Source organism: Bradyrhizobium sp. CCBAU 45384 (genome assembly GCF_028128665.1).
GTDB lineage: Bacteria > Pseudomonadota > Alphaproteobacteria > Rhizobiales > Xanthobacteraceae > Bradyrhizobium > Bradyrhizobium manausense.
Map to the genome: position 1 here is coordinate 347,161 of NZ_LBIZ01000118.1, position 18,669 is coordinate 365,829.

Annotated in this window: 20 protein-coding genes; 18 read left to right on the forward strand and 2 right to left on the reverse strand. The window is 63.8% G+C overall.

Annotation, left to right across the window (positions count from 1 at the left end; translation table 11 throughout):
- From XH80_RS35420 to XH80_RS35455, 8 genes are all read left to right on the forward strand, one after another.
- Positions 1–1,515, forward strand: a complete 1,515-nt coding sequence (locus tag XH80_RS35420) for a tripartite tricarboxylate transporter permease (protein WP_271602607.1) — start codon at positions 1–3, stop codon at positions 1,513–1,515.
- 242 nt (positions 1,516–1,757) lie between these two features.
- Positions 1,758–2,552, forward strand: a complete 795-nt coding sequence (locus XH80_RS35425) for a thymidylate synthase (RefSeq protein WP_220006870.1) — start codon at positions 1,758–1,760, stop codon at positions 2,550–2,552.
- Between the two features lie 5 nt (positions 2,553–2,557).
- On the forward strand, positions 2,558–3,043 hold the full coding sequence (locus XH80_RS35430) for a GNAT family N-acetyltransferase (protein ID WP_271602608.1): 486 nt from the start codon (positions 2,558–2,560) through the stop codon (positions 3,041–3,043).
- Positions 3,043–3,555: a dihydrofolate reductase gene (locus tag XH80_RS35435; protein WP_271602609.1), complete on the forward strand. Its 513-nt coding sequence runs from the start codon at positions 3,043–3,045 to the stop codon at positions 3,553–3,555. The genes XH80_RS35430 and XH80_RS35435 overlap by 1 nt, the downstream gene beginning before the upstream one ends.
- A 160-nt stretch (positions 3,556–3,715) precedes the next feature.
- Complete coding sequence (gene hflK / locus XH80_RS35440; protein WP_057747245.1) at positions 3,716–4,852, forward strand: FtsH protease activity modulator HflK; 1,137 nt, start codon at positions 3,716–3,718, stop codon at positions 4,850–4,852.
- Positions 4,849–5,745 carry a protease modulator HflC gene (gene hflC / locus XH80_RS35445; RefSeq protein WP_057747246.1) on the forward strand — a complete coding sequence of 299 codons (897 nt, stop codon included), beginning with the start codon at positions 4,849–4,851 and terminating at the stop codon, positions 5,743–5,745. Before hflK ends, hflC begins: the two co-directional genes overlap by 4 nt.
- Positions 5,746–5,816: 71 nt before the next feature.
- Positions 5,817–6,023 carry a DUF2065 domain-containing protein gene (locus XH80_RS35450; protein ID WP_057747247.1) on the forward strand — a complete coding sequence of 69 codons (207 nt, stop codon included), beginning with the start codon at positions 5,817–5,819 and terminating at the stop codon, positions 6,021–6,023.
- Between the two features lie 143 nt (positions 6,024–6,166).
- Positions 6,167–7,660, forward strand: a complete 1,494-nt coding sequence (locus XH80_RS35455; protein WP_271602610.1) for a Do family serine endopeptidase — start codon at positions 6,167–6,169, stop codon at positions 7,658–7,660.
- A gap of 119 nt (positions 7,661–7,779) precedes the next feature.
- On the opposite strand, the gene serB is transcribed toward XH80_RS35455, so the two are convergent.
- The gene (gene serB / locus XH80_RS35460) at positions 7,780–8,685 is read right to left on the reverse strand and encodes a phosphoserine phosphatase SerB (RefSeq protein WP_271602611.1); all 906 of its coding nucleotides are present in this window, start codon (positions 8,683–8,685) and stop codon (positions 7,780–7,782) included.
- An 11-nt stretch (positions 8,686–8,696) separates the two neighbouring features.
- Here serB and miaA point away from each other — a divergent pair, with 11 nt between their 5' ends.
- From miaA to XH80_RS35505, 9 genes are all read left to right on the forward strand, one after another.
- Positions 8,697–9,653, forward strand: a complete 957-nt coding sequence (gene miaA, locus XH80_RS35465) for a tRNA (adenosine(37)-N6)-dimethylallyltransferase MiaA (RefSeq protein WP_271602612.1) — start codon at positions 8,697–8,699, stop codon at positions 9,651–9,653.
- A gap of 329 nt (positions 9,654–9,982) precedes the next feature.
- Positions 9,983–11,758, forward strand: coding sequence for an acetolactate synthase 3 large subunit (locus tag XH80_RS35470; protein ID WP_271602613.1), 1,776 nt, complete (start codon positions 9,983–9,985; stop codon positions 11,756–11,758).
- A gap of 4 nt (positions 11,759–11,762) precedes the next feature.
- Positions 11,763–12,716 carry a threonine dehydratase gene (locus XH80_RS35475; protein WP_271602614.1) on the forward strand — a complete coding sequence of 318 codons (954 nt, stop codon included), beginning with the start codon at positions 11,763–11,765 and terminating at the stop codon, positions 12,714–12,716.
- A gap of 152 nt (positions 12,717–12,868) precedes the next feature.
- Complete coding sequence (gene ilvN / locus XH80_RS35480) at positions 12,869–13,411, forward strand: acetolactate synthase small subunit (RefSeq protein WP_271602615.1); 543 nt, start codon at positions 12,869–12,871, stop codon at positions 13,409–13,411.
- Positions 13,412–13,414: 3 nt separating this feature from the next.
- The gene (locus XH80_RS35485; protein WP_271602616.1) at positions 13,415–14,110 is read left to right on the forward strand and encodes a class I SAM-dependent methyltransferase; all 696 of its coding nucleotides are present in this window, start codon (positions 13,415–13,417) and stop codon (positions 14,108–14,110) included.
- Positions 14,111–14,157: 47 nt separating this feature from the next.
- The gene (locus tag XH80_RS35490) at positions 14,158–15,033 is read left to right on the forward strand and encodes an EamA family transporter (protein WP_271602617.1); all 876 of its coding nucleotides are present in this window, start codon (positions 14,158–14,160) and stop codon (positions 15,031–15,033) included.
- Between the two features lie 7 nt (positions 15,034–15,040).
- Positions 15,041–15,643: a LysE family translocator gene (locus XH80_RS35495; RefSeq protein WP_271602618.1), complete on the forward strand. Its 603-nt coding sequence runs from the start codon at positions 15,041–15,043 to the stop codon at positions 15,641–15,643.
- 134 nt (positions 15,644–15,777) lie between these two features.
- Positions 15,778–16,797 (forward strand): ketol-acid reductoisomerase, encoded by a 1,020-nt coding sequence (ilvC, locus tag XH80_RS35500; RefSeq protein ID WP_057747255.1) that lies wholly within the window; start codon positions 15,778–15,780, stop codon positions 16,795–16,797.
- 94 nt (positions 16,798–16,891) lie between these two features.
- A complete protein-coding gene (locus tag XH80_RS35505; protein WP_271602619.1) occupies positions 16,892–17,080 on the forward strand; it encodes a hypothetical protein in 189 nt (62 codons plus the stop codon).
- A gap of 182 nt (positions 17,081–17,262) precedes the next feature.
- Here XH80_RS35505 and XH80_RS35510 read toward each other — a convergent pair whose 3' ends face one another.
- The gene (locus XH80_RS35510) at positions 17,263–17,883 is read right to left on the reverse strand and encodes a hypothetical protein (RefSeq protein WP_271602620.1); all 621 of its coding nucleotides are present in this window, start codon (positions 17,881–17,883) and stop codon (positions 17,263–17,265) included.
- 109 nt (positions 17,884–17,992) lie between these two features.
- Between XH80_RS35510 and XH80_RS35515 the strand changes: the two genes are divergently transcribed.
- A complete protein-coding gene (locus XH80_RS35515) occupies positions 17,993–18,661 on the forward strand; it encodes a TetR/AcrR family transcriptional regulator (protein ID WP_271602621.1) in 669 nt (222 codons plus the stop codon).
- The last annotated feature ends 8 nt before the right edge of the window (positions 18,662–18,669 follow it).

Sequence of the window (18,669 nt, forward strand, 5' to 3'; positions counted from 1 at the left end):
ATGGAGCTTTTTGCCAACCTCGCTCACGGTTTCGTCGTCGCCTTCTCTCCAATCAACCTTCTGATGTGCCTGATCGGCGCGCTCGTCGGCACGCTGGTCGGCGTGCTGCCGGGCATCGGCACCATCGCGACCGTGGCGATGCTGCTGCCGATCACCTTCGGATTGCCGCCGGTCGGCGCGCTGATCATGCTCGCCGGCATCTATTACGGCGCCCAGTATGGCGGCTCGACCACCTCGATCCTGGTCAACATTCCAGGCGAAGCGACATCGGTCGTCACCGCCATCGACGGCCACGCCATGGCCAAGCAGGGCCGCGCCGGTCCGGCGCTGGCGATCGCCGCGATCGGCTCGTTCTTCGCCGGCTGCGTTGCGACCGTGCTCATCGCCGTGCTTGGCGCGCCGCTCACAAAGCTCGCGCTGGCGTTCGGGCCGGCGGAGTATTTCTCGCTGATGGTGCTTGGCCTGATCTTCGCCGTCGTGCTCGCCAAGGGCTCGGTGCTGAAGGCGATCGCGATGATCGTGTTCGGGCTCTTGCTGTCGATGGTCGGCTCCGACATCGAGACCGGGGCCTCGCGCATGGCCTTCAACATTCCGGAGCTTGCCGACGGGCTCGGCTTTGCGACGGTGGCGATGGGCGTGTTCGGCTTTGCCGAGATCATCCGCAATCTCGACCATGGCGCCGAGATGAATCGCGATCTGGTGCAGCAGAAGATCACCGGCCTGATGCCGACCAGAAAGGACCTGATCGACTCGACGCCCGCGATCCTGCGCGGCACCATGCTCGGCTCGATCCTTGGCATTTTGCCGGGCGGCGGTGCGGTGATTGCGTCGTTTGCCGCCTATACGCTCGAGAAAAAGCTCGCCAGGAACCCGTCGCGGTTCGGCCGCGGCGCGATCGAGGGCGTGGCGGCGCCGGAAAGCGCCAACAACGCGGCTGCCCAGACTTCCTTCATCCCGCTGCTCACGCTCGGCATCCCGCCGAATGCGGTGATGGCGCTGATGGTGGGGGCGATGACCATTCACGGCATCGTGCCGGGCCCGCAGGTGATGCAGAAACAGCCGGACCTCGTCTGGGGCATGATCGCCTCGATGTGGATCGGCAATCTGATGCTGATCATCATCAACCTGCCGCTGGTCGGCATCTGGGTGCGCCTGTTGCGCGTGCCTTACCGGCTGATGTTCCCCTCCATCGTGATCTTCTGCGCGATCGGCATCTACTCGGTGAACAACGCGCCGGTCGATGTCATCCTCGCAGGTGTGTTTGGCCTGGTTGGCTACTGGCTGATCAAGCATGATTTCGAGCCGGCACCGCTGCTGCTCGGCATGGTGCTCGGACCGCTGATGGAAGAGAACCTTCGCCGCGCATTGCTGATCTCGCGTGGTGACTGGAGCGTGTTCCTGACGCGTCCGCTCTCGGCGGTGCTGCTCGCGATCGCCGCCTTCCTGCTGGTGCTGACGCTGCTGCCCATGCTGCGCGCCAAGCGCGACGAGGTGTTCACCGAATCCGAGAATTGATGGAGGTGCACTCGCGTCGGCGTCTCCGGCAGGGGCGCGAAAACGGGGCGCGGGTTCTCGATCCGGCCTTTTGTGAGAAGGATCAAGCCGATAGAGGAGGGGCGGAAGGTGAGTTCCGCCCTTGTCGTTTCGACCGGGAACACTCATTTTTCCGGGTATAATCTCGGTGGACGGCGAATCGCCGCTGTCGCAGCGCCGGAGCGGCCGATAAGTTCGCCGCTTCCCCAAAGGCTAAATCGCACATGCACCAGTATCAGGACCTGCTCGAGCGGATTCTTTCAGACGGCGCCGAGAAGACGGATCGGACCGGTACCGGCACGCTGTCGGTGTTCGGCCATCAGATGCGCTTCAATCTGTCCGCCGGCTTCCCGATGCTGACGACCAAGCGGCTGCCGCTGAAGGCGATCGTGCATGAGCTGCTGTGGTTCCTGAAGGGCGACACCAACATCAGATATCTCAGGGACAACGGCGTCACCATCTGGGACGAATGGGCGGACGCCAATGGCGATCTCGGCCCGGTCTACGGGCATCAATGGCGCTCCTGGCCCGCGCCTGATGGACGCAGCATCGACCAGATCGCCAACGTCGTCGACATGATCAAGCGCAATCCGGACTCGCGCCGCCTGATCGTCTCGGCCTGGAATCCGGCCGAGGTCGACAAGATGGCGCTGCCGCCGTGCCACTGCCTGTTCCAGTTCTACGTCGCCAATGGAAAACTGTCGTGCCAGCTCTATCAGCGTTCGGCCGACGTGTTTCTCGGCGTGCCCTTCAACATCGCCTCCTATGCGCTGCTCACCATGATGGTGGCGCAGGTCACGGGGCTGAAGCCCGGCGATTTCGTGCACTCGTTCGGCGACACGCATCTCTATTCGAACCATCTGGAGCAGGCGCGGCTCCAGCTCACGCGCGCGCCGCGTGCGCTGCCGGTGATGAGGATCAATCCCGACGTGAAGGACATCTTCTCCTTCCGCTACGAGGATTTCGAGCTCGTCGGCTATGATCCGCATCCGCATATCAAGGCGGAAGTCGCGGTCTAGCGTCGATGTCGCTGAACATCCGCCGCGCGCGTCCCGGCGAAGCCGGGCTCGTCCTGGATTTCGTCCGCGAGCTTGCCGAGTACGAAAAGCTCTCGCATGAAGTCGAGGCGACCGAGGCTGACATTGCGGACGCCTTGTTCGGTCACGATCCAAGGCTGTTTTGTGCGATTGCGGAGTGGAGCGGCGAACCTGTCGGCTTTGCCGTGTGGTTCCTGAATTTCTCGAGCTTCAGCGGCCGCCACGGCATCTATCTCGAAGATTTGTATGTGCGGCCTTCGCATCGGGGCAAAGGTCTCGGCAAGGCGCTGCTGATCTATCTGGCGCAGGAATGCGTCGATCACGGCTGGTCGCGCCTGCAATGGGCGGTGCTCGACTGGAACGCGCCGTCGATCGCGTTCTACAAATCGCTCGGTGCCGTCATGCTCGACGACTGGACGTTGTGCCGCGTTTCCGGCCCTGCGCTGACGCGCCTTGCGGGGAGCGCGTCCTGATGGAGATCGTGTTCGTCGTTGCGATCGCGGAGAACGGAATCATCGGTGCAAGCAATGCGATCCCGTGGCGTTTGAAATCCGACATGGCGCGCTTCAAGGCGCTCACCATCGGCAAGCCCGTGATCATGGGCCGCAAGACCTTCGAATCCTTGCCGCGCCGGCCGCTGCCGAACCGCACCAACATCGTCGTCACGCGCGATGCGGCCTATCGCGCCGCCGGCGCCATCGTCACGACCTCGGCGGAGGACGCCGGCGCGGTTGCCCTTGGCGATGCCCTGCGGCGTTCGGTCGCTGAAATCGCCGTGATCGGCGGTGCGGAAATCTATCGGCAATGGCTCCACCGCGCCGACCGCCTCGAGATCACCGAAGTGCATGCGCGGCCCGATGGCGACACGCATTTCGACATCGACAAGGCGAAGTGGGAGGAGACCGAGCGCGTCCGCCATCCCGCCGGCCCGGACGACAGCGCCGACTTCTCCTATGTGACATATCGTCGGCGGCCCTCCCATTAACTGCATTCGCCAATGTTTACATTGACTTTTCCGCCCCCGAGCATAGCTCGTGAGACGGTCAGGCTTGCGTTGTAAGGGCCCTTTCGGTCCCCTATAAAGCCGGACCGGACAATGCGGGCCGGCTTTAGTTCTAGTCCCGGCCTGCCGAGGAGAACGTCGAATGCCGTGGAAGAATCAGGGCGGTGGCCCGTGGGGCTCGGGTCCGAAAGGACCATGGGGCACAGGCCCGCAACCGGTCGGGCCGAGGCCGCCGGATCTGGAAGACCTTCTGCGGCGTGGCCAGGACCGGCTGCAGCAGATCATGCCGGGCGGCTATTTCTCCGGTGTCGGCATCACGCTGATCCTGCTCATCATCGTCGCGCTCTGGCTGTTGTCGGGCTTCTTCCGGGTGCAGTCCGAAGAGCAGGGTGTCGTGCTCCGTTTCGGCAAGCATGTGCGCACCGTCGATCCGGGTCTGAATTATCATCTGCCTTATCCGATCGAGACAGTGCTGCTGCCGAAAGCGCTGCGCGTTTCCACGATTTCCATCGGCATGACGCTGATCGACGATCCGGCCCGCCGCGGCCGCTCGATCCGTGACGTGCCGGAAGAGAGCCTGATGCTGACCGGCGACGAGAACATCGTCGACGTCGACTTCACCGTGCTGTGGCGTATCAAGCCCAACGGCGTCGGCAATTTCCTGTTCAACATCCAGAACCCCGAAGGCACCGTGAAGGCGGTGGCCGAGAGCGCAATGCGCGAGGTGATCGGCCGCTCCAACATCCAGCCGATCCTGACCGGCGCGCGGACGCAGACCGAGACCACGGTGCAGGACCTGATGCAGAAGACGCTCGACGGCTACGGCGCCGGCATCCAGATCACGCAAGTGCAGATGCAGAAGGTCGATCCGCCGGCACAGGTGATCGACGCCTTCCGCGACGTGCAGGCAGCGCGCGCCAATCTGGAGCAACTGCAAAACGAAGCGCAGACTTATGCCAACAAGATCGTGCCGGAAGCGCGCGGAAACGCGGCGCGGATTCTGCAAGCTGCCGAAGGCTACAAGGAGCAGGCGGTCGCCGAGGCCAAGGGCCAGAGCGCACGCTTCCTGAAAGTGTACGAGGAATACAAGAAGGCGCCCGACGTGACGCGTGAACGGATCTATCTGGAGACGATGGAGCGCGTGCTCGGCGGCTCGGACAAGCTGATTTATGACGGTGGCTCATCGGGCCAAGGCGTGGTGCCTTATCTGCCCCTCAATGAATTGTCTGCCAAGAAGCCTACGACGCTGGGCCAGCAACCGGGCGGAGGCACCCGATGAGGTCTCCGGTTACAGGCATCGTCGCGCTGCTTGCGGCGCTTCTGGTCGTTATCGTCGGCTATATGTCGCTGTTCACGGTGCAGCAGACCGAGCAGACCATCGTGCTGCAATTCGGCAAGCCGGTGGACGTCGTCACCGACCCCGGGCTGCACTTCAAGGCGCCCTGGAACTCCGTGATCAACATCGACAAGCGGATTCTCGACCTCGAGAATCCCTCGCAGGAGGTCATCGCGTCCGACCAGAAGCGGCTCGTGGTCGACGCCTTCGCGCGCTACCGCATCAAGGACGCGCTGCGCTTCTATCAGAGCGTCGGCTCGATCCAGGCGGCGAATCTCCAGCTCACATCGCTCCTGAACGCGGCGCTCCGTCGCGTGCTCGGCGAAGTCACCTTCATCACCGTGGTCCGTGATGAGCGCGAGAAGCTGATGGGCCGCATCCGCGAGCAGCTTGACCACGAGGCCGACGGATACGGCATCGAGGTCGTCGACGTCCGGATCCGCCGCGCCGATCTGCCGGAGCAGAACAGTCAGGCGGTCTATCAGCGCATGCAGACCGAACGTCAGCGTGAAGCGGCGGAGTTCCGCGCGCAGGGCGGCCAGAAGGCGCAGGAAATCCGTTCCAAGGCGGATCGCGAGGCAACCGTGATCGTCGCCGAGGCCAACTCGCAGGCCGAGCAGACCCGCGGCGTCGGCGACGCCGAGCGCAATCGCCTGTTCGCCGAAGCCTATGGCAAGGATCCTGACTTCTTCGCGTTCTACCGGTCGATGACGGCCTATGAGAACGGGCTGAAGAAGGACGACACCCGCTATTTGCTGCGGCCGGACTCGGATTTCTTCCGGTATTTTGGTAACCCCTCAGGCAAGACGTCGACCGAGACGCCGGCGAAACCGTAAGTTAGACAAGGGCGGCAAGTTTGGCCGCCCTTCGTCCAGACAAAAACAGCACCACGGGAGGTTCCAATCCGATGAGGTCCATTGCGTTCGCCGACTTCCTCATCGGCTTAGGCATCCTGTTTGTGCTGGAAGGCTTGATGTTCGCGGCAAGTCCGAACTGGATGCGCAAGGCCATGAAGAGCGCCATCGCCACGCCGGACAATATCCTGCGGGCGGTGGGGATCGGCTCGGCCGTGGCCGGTTTGATCCTGATCTGGGTCATGCGACGCCCGATCTAGCCGCAGCGCCAACGCCAAAGTGAAGGCGAGCGGCGGGTTTTCGCCGTATTATCCGGGTCTTGAGGCCCGTTAAGCTCCGTGCTTGCGCCGTGCCCATGTTCGAGCGCAGTCTTGGCGCCGAATCCTTTTCTCTGGAGATCACAATGACCGCTGCCACCATTGTCCCGACCCGCTTGCGATTTGGGTTGGCTGCGCTCGCCATCGGCGCTGTCAGCGCATTCGGTTCGCCAGCCTATGCACGCGGACCGGAGGGCATCGCCGACGTCGCCGAGAAGGTGATCGACGCGGTCGTCAACATCTCGACCTCGCAGACTGTCGAGGCCAAAGGCGGCGGCAGCAACACCATGCCGCAACTGCCGCCCGGCTCGCCCTTCGAGGAGTTCTTCGACGACTTCTTCAAGAACCGCAAAGGCCCGGGTGGCGGCAGCAAGGGCGGCGACAATAGCCCGCCGCGCAAGACCAACTCGCTCGGGTCCGGCTTCATCATCGACACCTCAGGTGTCGTCGTCACCAACAATCACGTCATCGCCGATGCCGACGAGATCAACGTCATTCTCAACGACGGCACCAAGATCAAGGCCGAGCTGGTTGGCGTCGACAAGAAGACCGACCTCGCTGTCCTGAAGTTCAAGCCGCCGAAGCCGCTGATTGCAGTGAAGTTCGGCGACTCCGACAAGCTGCGCCTGGGTGACTGGGTGGTCGCAATCGGCAACCCCTTCAGTCTCGGCGGCACGGTGACGGCGGGCATCGTCTCGGCCAAGAACCGCGACATCTCCTCCGGGCCCTATGACAGCTACATCCAGACCGACGCTGCCATCAATCGCGGCAACTCCGGTGGTCCGCTGTTCAACCTCGAAGGCGACGTCATCGGCGTCAACACGCTGATCATCTCGCCCTCCGGAGGCTCGATCGGCATCGGCTTTGCCGTGCCGTCAAAGACGGTTGCGGGCGTGGTCGACCAGCTCCGCCAGTTCGGCGAACTGCGTCGCGGCTGGCTGGGAGTGCGCATCCAGAGCGTCACTGACGAGATCGCCGAGAGCCTCAACATCAAGCCGGCGCGCGGCGCGCTGGTGGCCGGCGTCGACGACAAGGGCCCGGCCAAGCCCGCCGGCATCGAGCCTGGTGACGTCGTCGTCAAGTTCGACGGCAAGGACGTCAAGGACCCGAAGGATCTCTCCCGCGTCGTCGCCGACACCGCGGTCGGCAAGGAAGTCGACGTCATCGTGATCCGCAAGGGCGAGGAGCAGACCAAGAAGGTGACGCTCGGCCGCCTGCAGGATCCCGACAAGGTGCAGGCCGCGGTGAAGACCGACGAGCCGCCGCCGGAGAAGCTGGTGACGCAGAAGGCGCTCGGCCTCGATCTCGCCGTGCTGAACAAGGATCTGCGCGCGCGCTACAAGATCAAGGACAGCGTCAAGGGTGTGGTCGTCACCAATGTCGACGCCACTTCGGATGCCGCCGAGAAGCGGCTCTCCGCGGGAGACGTCATCGTCGAAGTCGCACAGGAAGCGGTCTCGAGCGGCGAGGACATCCAGAAGCGGATCGACCAGCTCAAGAAGGACGGCAAGAAGTCCGTGCTGCTGCTGGTGTCCAACGGCGACGGCGAATTGCGCTTCGTGGCGCTGAGCGTGCAGTAGGCGCGGAAAATCCTGTAGGGTGGGCAAAGCGAAAGCGTGCCCACCACTTCTAAGATGGTGGGCACGGCGCAAAGGCGCCTTTGCCCACCCTACGGCAGCGGAGTATGGGGCAACGGAAGCTACGCCTCCACAAACTCCTCCCGCCGATAGCCCTGCGCATAGAGCAATGCAGTGAGATCGCCGTGGTCGATCCGTGCCGCGGCGGCAGCCGCCACCGCCGGCTTGGCGTGATACGCCACGCCCAGCCCCGCCGCCTGGATCATTGCCAGATCATTGGCGCCGTCGCCGACGACGACGGAGTCGATGTCGTCGAGATCGAACGATTCCATCAGATCCACCAGCGTCGCCAGCTTCGCCGCGCGACCCAGAATCGGCTCCTTCACCTCGCCGGTGAATTTGCCCTCGCGCACGACGAGTTCGTTGGCGCGGTTCTCCTGGAAGCCGATCCTGGCGGCGACCGCGCTGGTAAACAGCGTGAAGCCGCCGGAGACGAGGCAGGTATAGGCGCCATGCGCGCGCATGGTCGCGACCAATTCGCGGCCGCCCGGGGTCAGCGTGATGCGCTTGGCCAGCACCTCATCGACCACGCTGGCGGGGAGGTCCTTCAGCAGCGCGACGCGCTCGCGCAGCGCCGGCTCGAACTCGATTTCGCCGCGCATCGCGCGCTCGGTGATGCCAGCGACATGCGCCTTCATCCCGACGAGATCGGCGAGTTCGTCGATGCATTCCTGGCCAATCATGGTGGAATCCATGTCGGCGAGAAAAAGCTTCTTGCGCCTGAAGCCAACAGGCTGCACCACGATGTCGATGGGCAGGTCGCCGCGGAGCTCGCGCAGCCGCTCTTCGATGGCGTGACGGTCGCCTTCGAGGTTACAGTCAGCGCCGAAGGGAATGTCGACCGCAACCCCGTCGAACAGCCAGTGCGCGGGCGCTGCGCTGGGCAGCACGGCGCGGGCGCCATCGACGATGGTAGAGTCGAGCGCGGGATTGTTGGGGTTGCAGATCAGCGTGGCGACGAGGGACATTTGAGGTTTTCGTGAACGAGGGGCAAGTCGGCAGAAAGCATGTTGGCAAGGCCGTGCTTATCGCAGGCCCGACCGCCAGCGGCAAGTCGGCGCTGGCGCTCGAGCTTGCCTGCCGTGCAGGCGGAGTCGTGATTAATGCCGATTCCATGCAGGTATATCGTGACCTCCGTATCATCACGGCGCGTCCCACGCTCGACGAAGAAGCGCAGGTGCCGCATCGCCTCTACGGCCACGTCGATGCGGCCGTGAATTTTTCGGCCGGCGCCTGGGTGAGCGATGCCGCGAAGGTGCTCGACGAAGTGCGGGCCGAGGGCCACCTGCCGATCTTCGTCGGCGGCACAGGCCTGTATTTCAAGGCGCTGACGGCGGGCCTTTCGGTGGTGCCGCCGATCCCCGCCGAGGTGCGCGAGGATGTGCGCGCGCGGCTGGAGCGGAACGGCGTCGAGGCGCTGCATGCGGAACTGGCGCGCTGCGATCCGCGCGCGGCGGAACGACTGAATCTCCGCGATCGCGCGCGCATCGCGCGCGCCCTCGAAGTGGTCGAGGCGACTGGGCGTTCACTGCTCGACTGGCACCATGAGGCCCAGCCATCGCTGCTGCCCAAGGACAGCTTTCGGGCAGTGTTTCTCGCCCCAGAGCGTGACGAGCTCTATGCCCGCATCGACGCCCGTTTCGACGCCATGCTGAGGGCCGGCGCGTTGAACGAGGTCGAGCAGCTTGCCGCCCGCGGCCTCGATCCGCTGCTGCCGGCCATGAAGGCCCATGGCGTGCCGGCGCTGATCCGGCATCTGCGCGGTGAGCTCAGCCTCGAGGAGTCCGCGACGATCGGCCGGGCCGATACCCGCCACTATGCCAAGCGGCAATTCACCTGGTTCAGGCACCAATTGCCCGAATTCGAGTGGGTGAGGCCGGCGGAGGCGAGGGGCTGGCTGTCAGCCGCCGCCGATGCGGCCGGGAAGCCCGGTTGACGTGCTTTTGTGCGCGGCTTCCCGAATTTACCTCTCGCCGAACCCCGGGAACGCGGTTACACTGCCAAAATCGCGCGGAAGTGGCCGCTTTGCCTTGACATCGAGGCTTTGGTCGCTATGTTTCGCGCAACCTTTGGGAAGCCGAACATCTACCATGCGCAACATTATTGCCAAACTCCTTATCGCCGTCGTACCCAGGCACACCGCCGGGGGTGGCTAGCTGCCACCCACATGACAGGCGGTGTGCATGGGCCCTCTTCGGGGCCTTTTTTATTTCCCGAACCAGACACGAACGAAGCCGCTGGCAACAGCGCATCCGGAGCAAGCCAATGAGCGACAAGAGCCACGATCCGAACCAGATGACCGGCGCAGCGATGATCGTCCGCGCACTGATCGATCACGGCGTGACCGACATTTTCGGCTATCCCGGCGGCGCGGTGCTTCCGATCTATGACGAGATCTTCCAGCAGAGCCAGGTCCAGCACATCCTGGTCCGCCACGAGCAGGGCGCCGGTCACGCCGCCGAGGGCTACGCGCGCTCGACCGGCAAGCCCGGCGTTGCGCTGGTGACCTCAGGTCCCGGCGCCACCAACATGGTGACGCCGCTGACCGACGCGCTGATGGATTCGATCCCGCTAGTCTGCATCTCCGGTCAGGTGCCGACGCATCTGATCGGCAACGATGCGTTCCAGGAATGCGACACCGTCGGCATCACGCGGCCCTGCACCAAGCACAATTGGCTGGTGCGCGACGTCAACGATCTCGCCAAGGTCCTGCACGAGGCCTTCTACGTTGCGACCACGGGCCGTCCAGGCCCGGTGCTGGTCGACGTTCCCAAGGACGTGCAGTTCGCAACCGGCACCTATCATCCGCCGCGGAAATCCGACGTGCATCGCTCCTACGCGCCACGCGTGAAGGGTGATGCGACGCAGATCCGCAAGGCTGTGGCGTTGCTCGCGGGCGCCAAGCGCCCTGTGATCTACAGCGGCGGTGGCGTGATCAACTCCGGGCCCGAGGCGACGAAGCTGCTGCGCGAGCTGGTCGAGGTCACGGGCTTCCCGATCACCTCGACGCTGATGGGCCTCGGCGCCTACCCGGCGTCGGGCAAGAACTGGCTGGGCATGCTCGGCATGCACGGCACCTACGAGGCCAACATGACCATGCATGATTGCGACGTCATGCTGTGCGTCGGCGCGCGCTTCGACGACCGCATCACCGGCCGCGTCGATGCGTTCTCGCCGAACTCGAAGAAGATCCACATCGACATCGACCCGTCCTCGATCAACAAGAACATCCGCGTCGACGTGCCGATTATCGGCGATTGCGGCAACGTTCTCGGCGACATCCTGCAAGTGTTCAAGGCGGAGGCGAAGAAGCCCGACGTCAAGAGCTGGTGGCAGCAGATCGCGCAATGGCGTGCCCGCAACTCGCTCTATTACAAGAAGAGCAATGACGTCATCCTGCCCCAGCATGCGATCCAGAGCCTGTTCGAGGCCACGCGCGGCAAGGACACCTACATCACGACCGAGGTGGGTCAGCACCAGATGTGGGCGGCGCAATTCTACGGCTTCGAGGAGCCTCATCGCTGGATGACCTCTGGCGGTCTCGGCACGATGGGCTACGGCCTGCCGGCCGCGATCGGCGTGCAGGTCGCCCATCCGGACAGCCTCGTCATCGACATCGCGGGCGATGCCTCGGTGCAGATGACGATGCAGGAGATGTCGACCGCGGTTCAATACGAGCTGCCGATCAAGATCTTCATCCTGAACAACCAATATATGGGCATGGTGCGGCAGTGGCAGCAGTTGCTGCACGGCAACCGGCTGTCGCATTCCTATTCGGAGGCGCTGCCTGATTTCGTCAAGCTCGCGGAAGCCTATGGTGGCGTCGGTCTCCAGGTTACCAAGCCCGCCGATCTCGAAGGTGCCATCAAGGAGATGATCTCGGTCAAGCGCCCCGTGCTGTTCGACTGTCGTGTCGCCGCGCTGGAAAACTGCTTCCCGATGATCCCCTCCGGCAAGGCGCACAACGAGATGCTGTTGCCCGAGCAGGCGAACGACGAGGCCACCGCCAAGGCGTTCGCCGGCGGCAAGGCGCTGGTGTGAGGCCATGTTCGACCTGACGGAGCTCGAGCGCGCACATGCGATCGTGGGGCAGGCGGTGCCGGCAACGCCGGCGCATGCCTGGCCGCTGCTTAGCCAGCGGCTTGGCACGCAGGTCGTGGTCAAGCACGAGAACCATACGCCGATCGGCGCCTTCAAGGTGCGCGGCGGGCTGGTCTATCTCGAACGGCTGAAGCGCGAGCGGCCGAATGGTCCCGGCATCATCTCGGCGACCCGTGGCAATCACGGCCAGAGCCTGGCGTTCGCTGCTAGCCGCCACGGCGTGCCGGCTGTGATCTACGTGCCGCGCGGCAACTCGGTCGAAAAGAACCGTGCCATGAAGGCCTTTGGCGCCGAACTCGTCGAGCATGGCGAGGATTTTCAGGCCGCCCGCGAGGAAGCCGAGCGCCGCGCGCAGTTCGCCGGCCTTCACATGGTGCCGTCGTTCCATCCGGACCTGGTGCTGGGTGTCGCGACCTACGCGCTGGAGCTGTTCCGCTCTGCGCCTGATCTCGACATTCTCTACGTGCCGATCGGGCAGGGCTCCGGCATCTGCGGCTGTATCATGGCGCGCGATCTGCTCGGCCTGAAGACCGAGATCGTCGGCGTGCAGTCGACGGAAGCACCGTCCTATGCGTTGTCGTTTGCCGCCGGCAAGATCGTGACGACAGAAACAGCAAACACGCAGGCCGACGGCATGGCGACGCGGATTCCGGACGCGGACGCGTTCGCGCTGATCCGCAAGGGTGCCTCGCGCATTGTGCAGGTCACTGATGACGAGGTCGCTGCCGCGATCCGCGCCTACTGGACGGACACGCACAATCTTGCCGAAGGCGCCGGCGCGGCCGCACTCGCCGCGGCTTTGCAGGAAAAGAGCAATCTGAAGGGCAAGCGCGTCGGTCTCGTGCTGTCCGGCGGCAACATCGATTTCGATCTGTTCAAGCAATGGGTGGTCGCATGACGACGCGAGCGCTAGCCAAGTACACCACTGTCATCGTCCGGCTCGACCGGACGATCCGGTACGCCGCGGCAGACGTGAGACTCACGACGTCGGTGATTACGTCATACCGCGCCTCCGCGGGGCATGACGAGAAAGAATAAAGGGGGACGACAATGAACCAGCCCGCATCCGCCTACTTCATCGAAGAGCGCCACGATCCCAATGAGACGCACACGCTCGCGGTGCTCGTCCAGAACGAGCCGGGCGTGCTCGCGCGCGTCATCGGCCTGTTCTCCGGACGCGGCTACAACATCGAGAGCCTGACGGTCTCGGAGACCGAGGCCCAGAAGCACCTCTCGCGCATCACCATCGTCACCACGGGCACGCCGATGGTGATCGCGCAGATCAAGCATCAGCTCGATCGCATGATCCCGGTCTACCAGGTCGTCGATATGACCGAGACCCGCCGCTCGATCGAGCGCGAGCTGGCGATGGTGAAGGTGCGAGGTCAGGGCGAGCATCGCGTCGAGGCATTGCGGCTGGCCGATGCGTTCCGTGCCCGCGTGATCGACGCCACCACCGAGAGCTTTGTGTTCGAGATCACAGGCAATACGGACAAGATCAATCAGTTTATCGACCTGATGCGCCCGATCGGTCTTGTCGAGGTGTCGCGCACCGGTGTTGCCGCGATCGGCCGCGGGCCTGAAGGGATGTGAGCCATGCTGGCGCGCGACTGGTATTACAACGAGCGGAACCGTATGGGCATCGAGCCCGCAGTGGCGTCGATCTACGATGCTCACGATGATGCCGATCTGCGGGCGCGCGCCGCACTGAAGATGCTTGGCGTCCAGCGCGGCTGGCGCATCGCCGACATCGGCTGCGGCAACGGCGTTCTCGCCACCGAAGCCGCCCTGATGGGCGCCGATGTCGACGCCATCGACATCTCGCCGGCGATGCTGGCGCTCGCCGAGATCTACGCCCGCGACCGCAAGGCGCCCGTGCGCACGCAGTCCGCCGGCCTGCTCAGCTTCGCCTATCGGCCCGAGTCCTATGACCTCATCGTGAGCGAGTTCACGCTGCATCATCTGCCCGACTTCTGGAAGGTCGTGGCGATGTCGCGGATCTTTCGCGCGCTCAAGCCCGGCGCGAGCTTCTTTCTGCGCGATATCGTCTATGCGTCGATGCCCGACGCGGTCGAGCGCGACATCGAGCAGTGGGCGGACTACCAGATCAAGAACCACGACTTCTCGCGCGAAAGCGTGGTGACGCATATGCGCGACGAATATTCCACCTTCGGCTGGGTGATGGAGCGGATGCTGACCGACGTCGGCTTCACGCTGGTCTCGGCCGACTATCACGCGCCGATGCACGGCACTTATCTTCTACGCAAACCCAAAGCCGGCGAGCAAGGCTAGACAGAAGAACAAGCAGGGCTGCACCAGAGGCAGAACCGAGAACAACAATGAAGCCGGCCGATATCCTCATCGCCCTCATGGTGGCGATCATCTGGGGGCTCGCCTTCGTGGCGAGCCGGATCGCGCTCGACGAGCTTTCGCCGGAGCTGATGACGGCGCTGCGCTTTGCGATCGCCGCGGTGCCGTGCCTGTTCATCCGCAAGCCGAAGGTCGCCTGGTCACTTCTCATCGCAATCAGCTTCACGCTGTTCCTCGGCCAGTTCCTGTCTCAGGCCTATGGCATCGCCCACGGCGTGCCGGTGGGCCTGACCAGCGTCGTGGTGCAGAGCCAGGCGCTGTTCACGATCGGCTTTGCCGCGCTCGCCTTTGGCGAGCGGCCGACGCCGATGCAGACGCTGGGCATCGTCATTGCTGCGATCGGCCTGCTGATGATCTGCGGCACCGTCGGCTATGATTTCAGCGTTGCCGCATTCGCCGTGCTGATGATCTCGCCGATCAGTTTTGCCGTCGGCAATCTGCTGCTGCGCGGCGCTCGCGGCGTGCCGATGTTCGATCTGTTTGCCTGGCTGTGTCTCGCTGCCGCGGTGCCGCTGTTCGCGCTGGCGCTGATCGCCGACGGGTCGGCATCGACCTTGACGTCGCTGACGCATATCTCGCTGAGATCGGCGCTCTGCATGCTGATGCTCGGCGGCATTTCCACCAGCATCGCCTATTGGCTGTGGGGCCGCCTTTTGCGCGATTATCCGGCGGCGCAGGTGGTGCCATTCGCGCTGCTGGTGCCGTTCGTCGGCTCAGCCGCCTCCAGCATCGTGTTCGGCGAACGGTTCGGTCCACTGCGCCTCGCCGGCATGCTCACCGTGATCGGCGGTATCGCCGTGATGGTGCTGGCGAAGCGTCCGCAAATCCTGCCGAAGACCGCGTGAGGTGAGCATGACCCACTCGCTATTCTATGCCTTTCTCGCCTTCATGGTGGTGATGTATTTCACCCCCGGGCCGAACAACATCATGCTGCTGGCCTCGGGCCTGACCTACGGCTTCCGGCGCACCATCCCTCACATCGCGGGCATCGTCCTTGGCTTCGCCTTCATGGTCGGTGCCGTCGGCCTCGGGCTCGGCGCCGTCTTTCTGGCCTATCCAATCCTCCAGACCATCCTGAAATATGCCGGTGCGGCCTACCTGATCTATCTTGCCGCCATCATCGGCATGTCCGGTCCGGCCAAGCCGGGCGAGGCAGACGGCCGCGGCCCGATGTCGTTCTGGGGCGCGGCCATGTTTCAGTGGATCAATGCCAAGGGCTGGGTGATCGTGATCGGCACCATCACCGCCTATGCGGCGATTGCCCAGTTCCCGGTCAACATCGCGATCCAGACCCTGATCAGCCTGTTGGTCGGCACCGCCTCGACCGTGGTCTGGGCTTTATTCGGCACTGCACTGAGGCCGGTGCTGACCTCGCAGCGGCTGGTCCGCGCCTTCAATATCCTGATGGCGCTCCTGCTGCTCGCCTCCCTCTACCCCGTTTTCATGGATGCATGATGTCGCGGATTTCCATGCAGAAACGGGTTTCCCTAAAGGCTGAAAATGCTCTAGACAGCCCCCGAAATCCGCAAATTCCACCCTTCGGACCCTGACCCATCGGCCGATTTCCGGCCCTCAACGAGGAAACGACTATGCGTGTTTATTACGATCGCGACGCCGACCTGAACCTGATCAAGGGGAAGAAGGTCGCCATCGTCGGCTATGGCAGCCAGGGCCACGCCCATGCGCTCAATCTGAAGGACTCCGGCGTCAAGGACGTCGCCATTGCGCTGCGCAAGGACTCGAGCTCGGTCAAGAAGGCCGAAGCCGCCGGCTTCAAGGTGATGGAAGTGGCCGAAGCCGCCAAATGGGCCGACCTCGTCATGATGCTGACCCCTGACGAGCTCCAGGGCGACATCTATCGCGAGCACCTGCACGACAACATGAAGAAGGGCGCGGCCCTGGTGTTCGCGCACGGCCTCAATGTCCATTTCAACCTGCTCGATCCGCGCGCCGATCTCGACGTGCTGATGATCGCGCCGAAGGGCCCCGGCCACACCGTGCGCTCGGAATATCAGCGCGGCGGCGGCGTGCCCTGCCTGATCGCGATCGCCAAGGACGTCTCGGGCAATGCCCATGATCTCGGCCTGTCCTACGCCTCCGCTGTTGGCGGTGGCCGCGCCGGCATCATCGAGACCACCTTCAAGGAAGAGTGCGAGACCGACCTGTTCGGTGAGCAGGTCGTGCTCTGCGGCGGCCTGGTCGAGCTGATCAAGGGCGGCTACGAGACTCTGGTCGAAGCTGGCTACGCGCCGGAGATGGCCTATTTCGAGTGCCTGCACGAAGTGAAGCTGATCGTCGACCTGATCTATGAAGGCGGCATCGCCAACATGAACTACTCGATCTCCAACACCGCGGAGTACGGCGAGTACGTCACCGGCCCGCGCATCGTCACCGCCGAGACCAAGGCCGAGATGAAGCGCGTTCTCGCCGACATCCAGGGCGGCAAGTTCGCCCGCGACTGGATGCTGGAGAACAAGGTCAACCAGACCTCGTTCAAGGCGACCCGCGCCAAGCTCGCCGCGCACCCGATCGAGGAAGTCGGCGCAAAACTCCGCGACATGATGCCCTGGATCAAGAAGGGCGCGCTGGTCGACAAGTCGAAGAACTGACGACAGCGCCGTCATTCCGGGTTCGCGAAAGCGCAACCCGGAATCTCGACCTATAACCTCTGGATTCCGGGTTCGCGCTAACGCGCGCCCCGGAATGACGAATGAAGCACAAGCTTCGCCTGCCAAACCAAATCTTAAATCTTCGCGATTAAATCTGAGCGAGATCGCAAACAGCGGTCTCGCTCTTTCCTTCCCGCGCGAAGCATTGCTGCTTCATTCAAATTCTTCGCGCCTTGATGTGCTTTCCCAGAGCGAAGAACTGACGCTTAAACCACATTCTTGAGTTCGCGTCGTTTTTCAGGATTTTTTCAAAGGTTCTGATCAGCAAAAGTGCCGTGTCCTCAGAGTCTAGGACCCGGCTCTTCATCCGCACTCTCAAGGTGTCATCAATCGCAATTTGCGACGTTCGCGTGCCGCTTCATCTTAAGAACGCACACCCGATACGCCTTCTTGCTAGCCGCGCTCTCAGCTCGCCGTGATGGCTTGCTCGCGTGGGTGGCGGGCCATTGCGATCATCCGCAGCGCCATGACCACGAGCAGCGGAATGAGGAACGCGGCGTAGGCCGGCATGGCCGGCACGCGCTTGCCGAACGACACCATGAACTGGACCCAGAGATAGTAGCCGCCGACGAGGTGCAGCGTGCGCCAGGCCCGCGGTCCGAGCAGTGCGGCAGCACGATCGAACGAGGTCGCGCTCATGGCAATGATCATGGCATAGCCGATGCCGCCGAAGATGTAGGAAGCCGGCGAAGTGGCTTCCGCAAAGCCTGCTGGATCCATCCTGGCGAAGACGACGATCGCCACCGCATGGACGGCGTGGGAGACCGCAAAGCTCAGGCCGAGATAGCGGCGGTTGCGCCGCTGCCAGCGCGTCCAGGCGTTGGGCCAGAGTCGGGCCACCGCTGCAGCGCTGAAGGCCAGACAGAACAGCAGCAGCGAGCTGCGCGCCGTGAAGCGGATCACCATGCGGACGCCCTCGACCTCGAACTGGCGCATCGAGGCGATCCAGAAGCTCAAGGCGATCAGGCTCAGCGTGAGCACGGCAAGCAGCCGCCAGCCTTCGAACCAGTTGTGGCGCTGCGACATCGTAGCGGTCTCCCCTGTCATGTGATCATCGATTACATTTCGACAGGGCCCGTTCGTCAACGGTGTAATCGATGCTTACATTCACGTTCGGGTGATGCTAGGAAGCGGTATGCCCGCCCGTCAGTCCCCCAAGCCCCGGATTTCAAAGCCACGCGCCCGTCGCCAGGCACCCGAAGCCCGGCCCTATCACCACGGTGACCTCCGCCGGGTGCTGATCGATGCTGCGTTGCAACTGGCGGCCGAAGGAGCCGAGGTCTCCGTGCGCGAGGCCGCGCGCCGCGCCGCGGTGTCGCCGGGGGCGCCATTCCGGCACTTTCCCAACCGCGACGCCTTGATGGCTGCGGTGGCCGAGGAGGCGCAGCGGCGCTTTCGCGCCGAGATCGAGGCCGCGCTGGCGGAAGCGACCTCCGCCGACCCGCTGGTGCGCTTCCGCGCTTTCGGCATCGCCTATCTGCGCTGGGCGATGCACAACCCCGCGCATTTCGAGATCATCTCCACGGGACGCTATTTCGCGTATGGCAGCTCGGCCGAACTGCTCCGCGACAACGCCGAGCTCGTCGCGCTGACCGAACGAATGTTGGCTGAGGCGGCCGCGCAGGGCCTGCTACGCTCGCCGGATCTGAAACGTATCCTGATCGCCGGCCGCGCTCTGATCTACGGCTTTGCCCGCATGAACCTCGACGGCCATTTCCCGCGCTGGGGCGTCGAGGAGGGGGAGATCGAGCGGATGGCGGAGGGCGTGATCGATCTGTTCATCGCAGGGATCGCCAAGAGCTAGGTCATCCA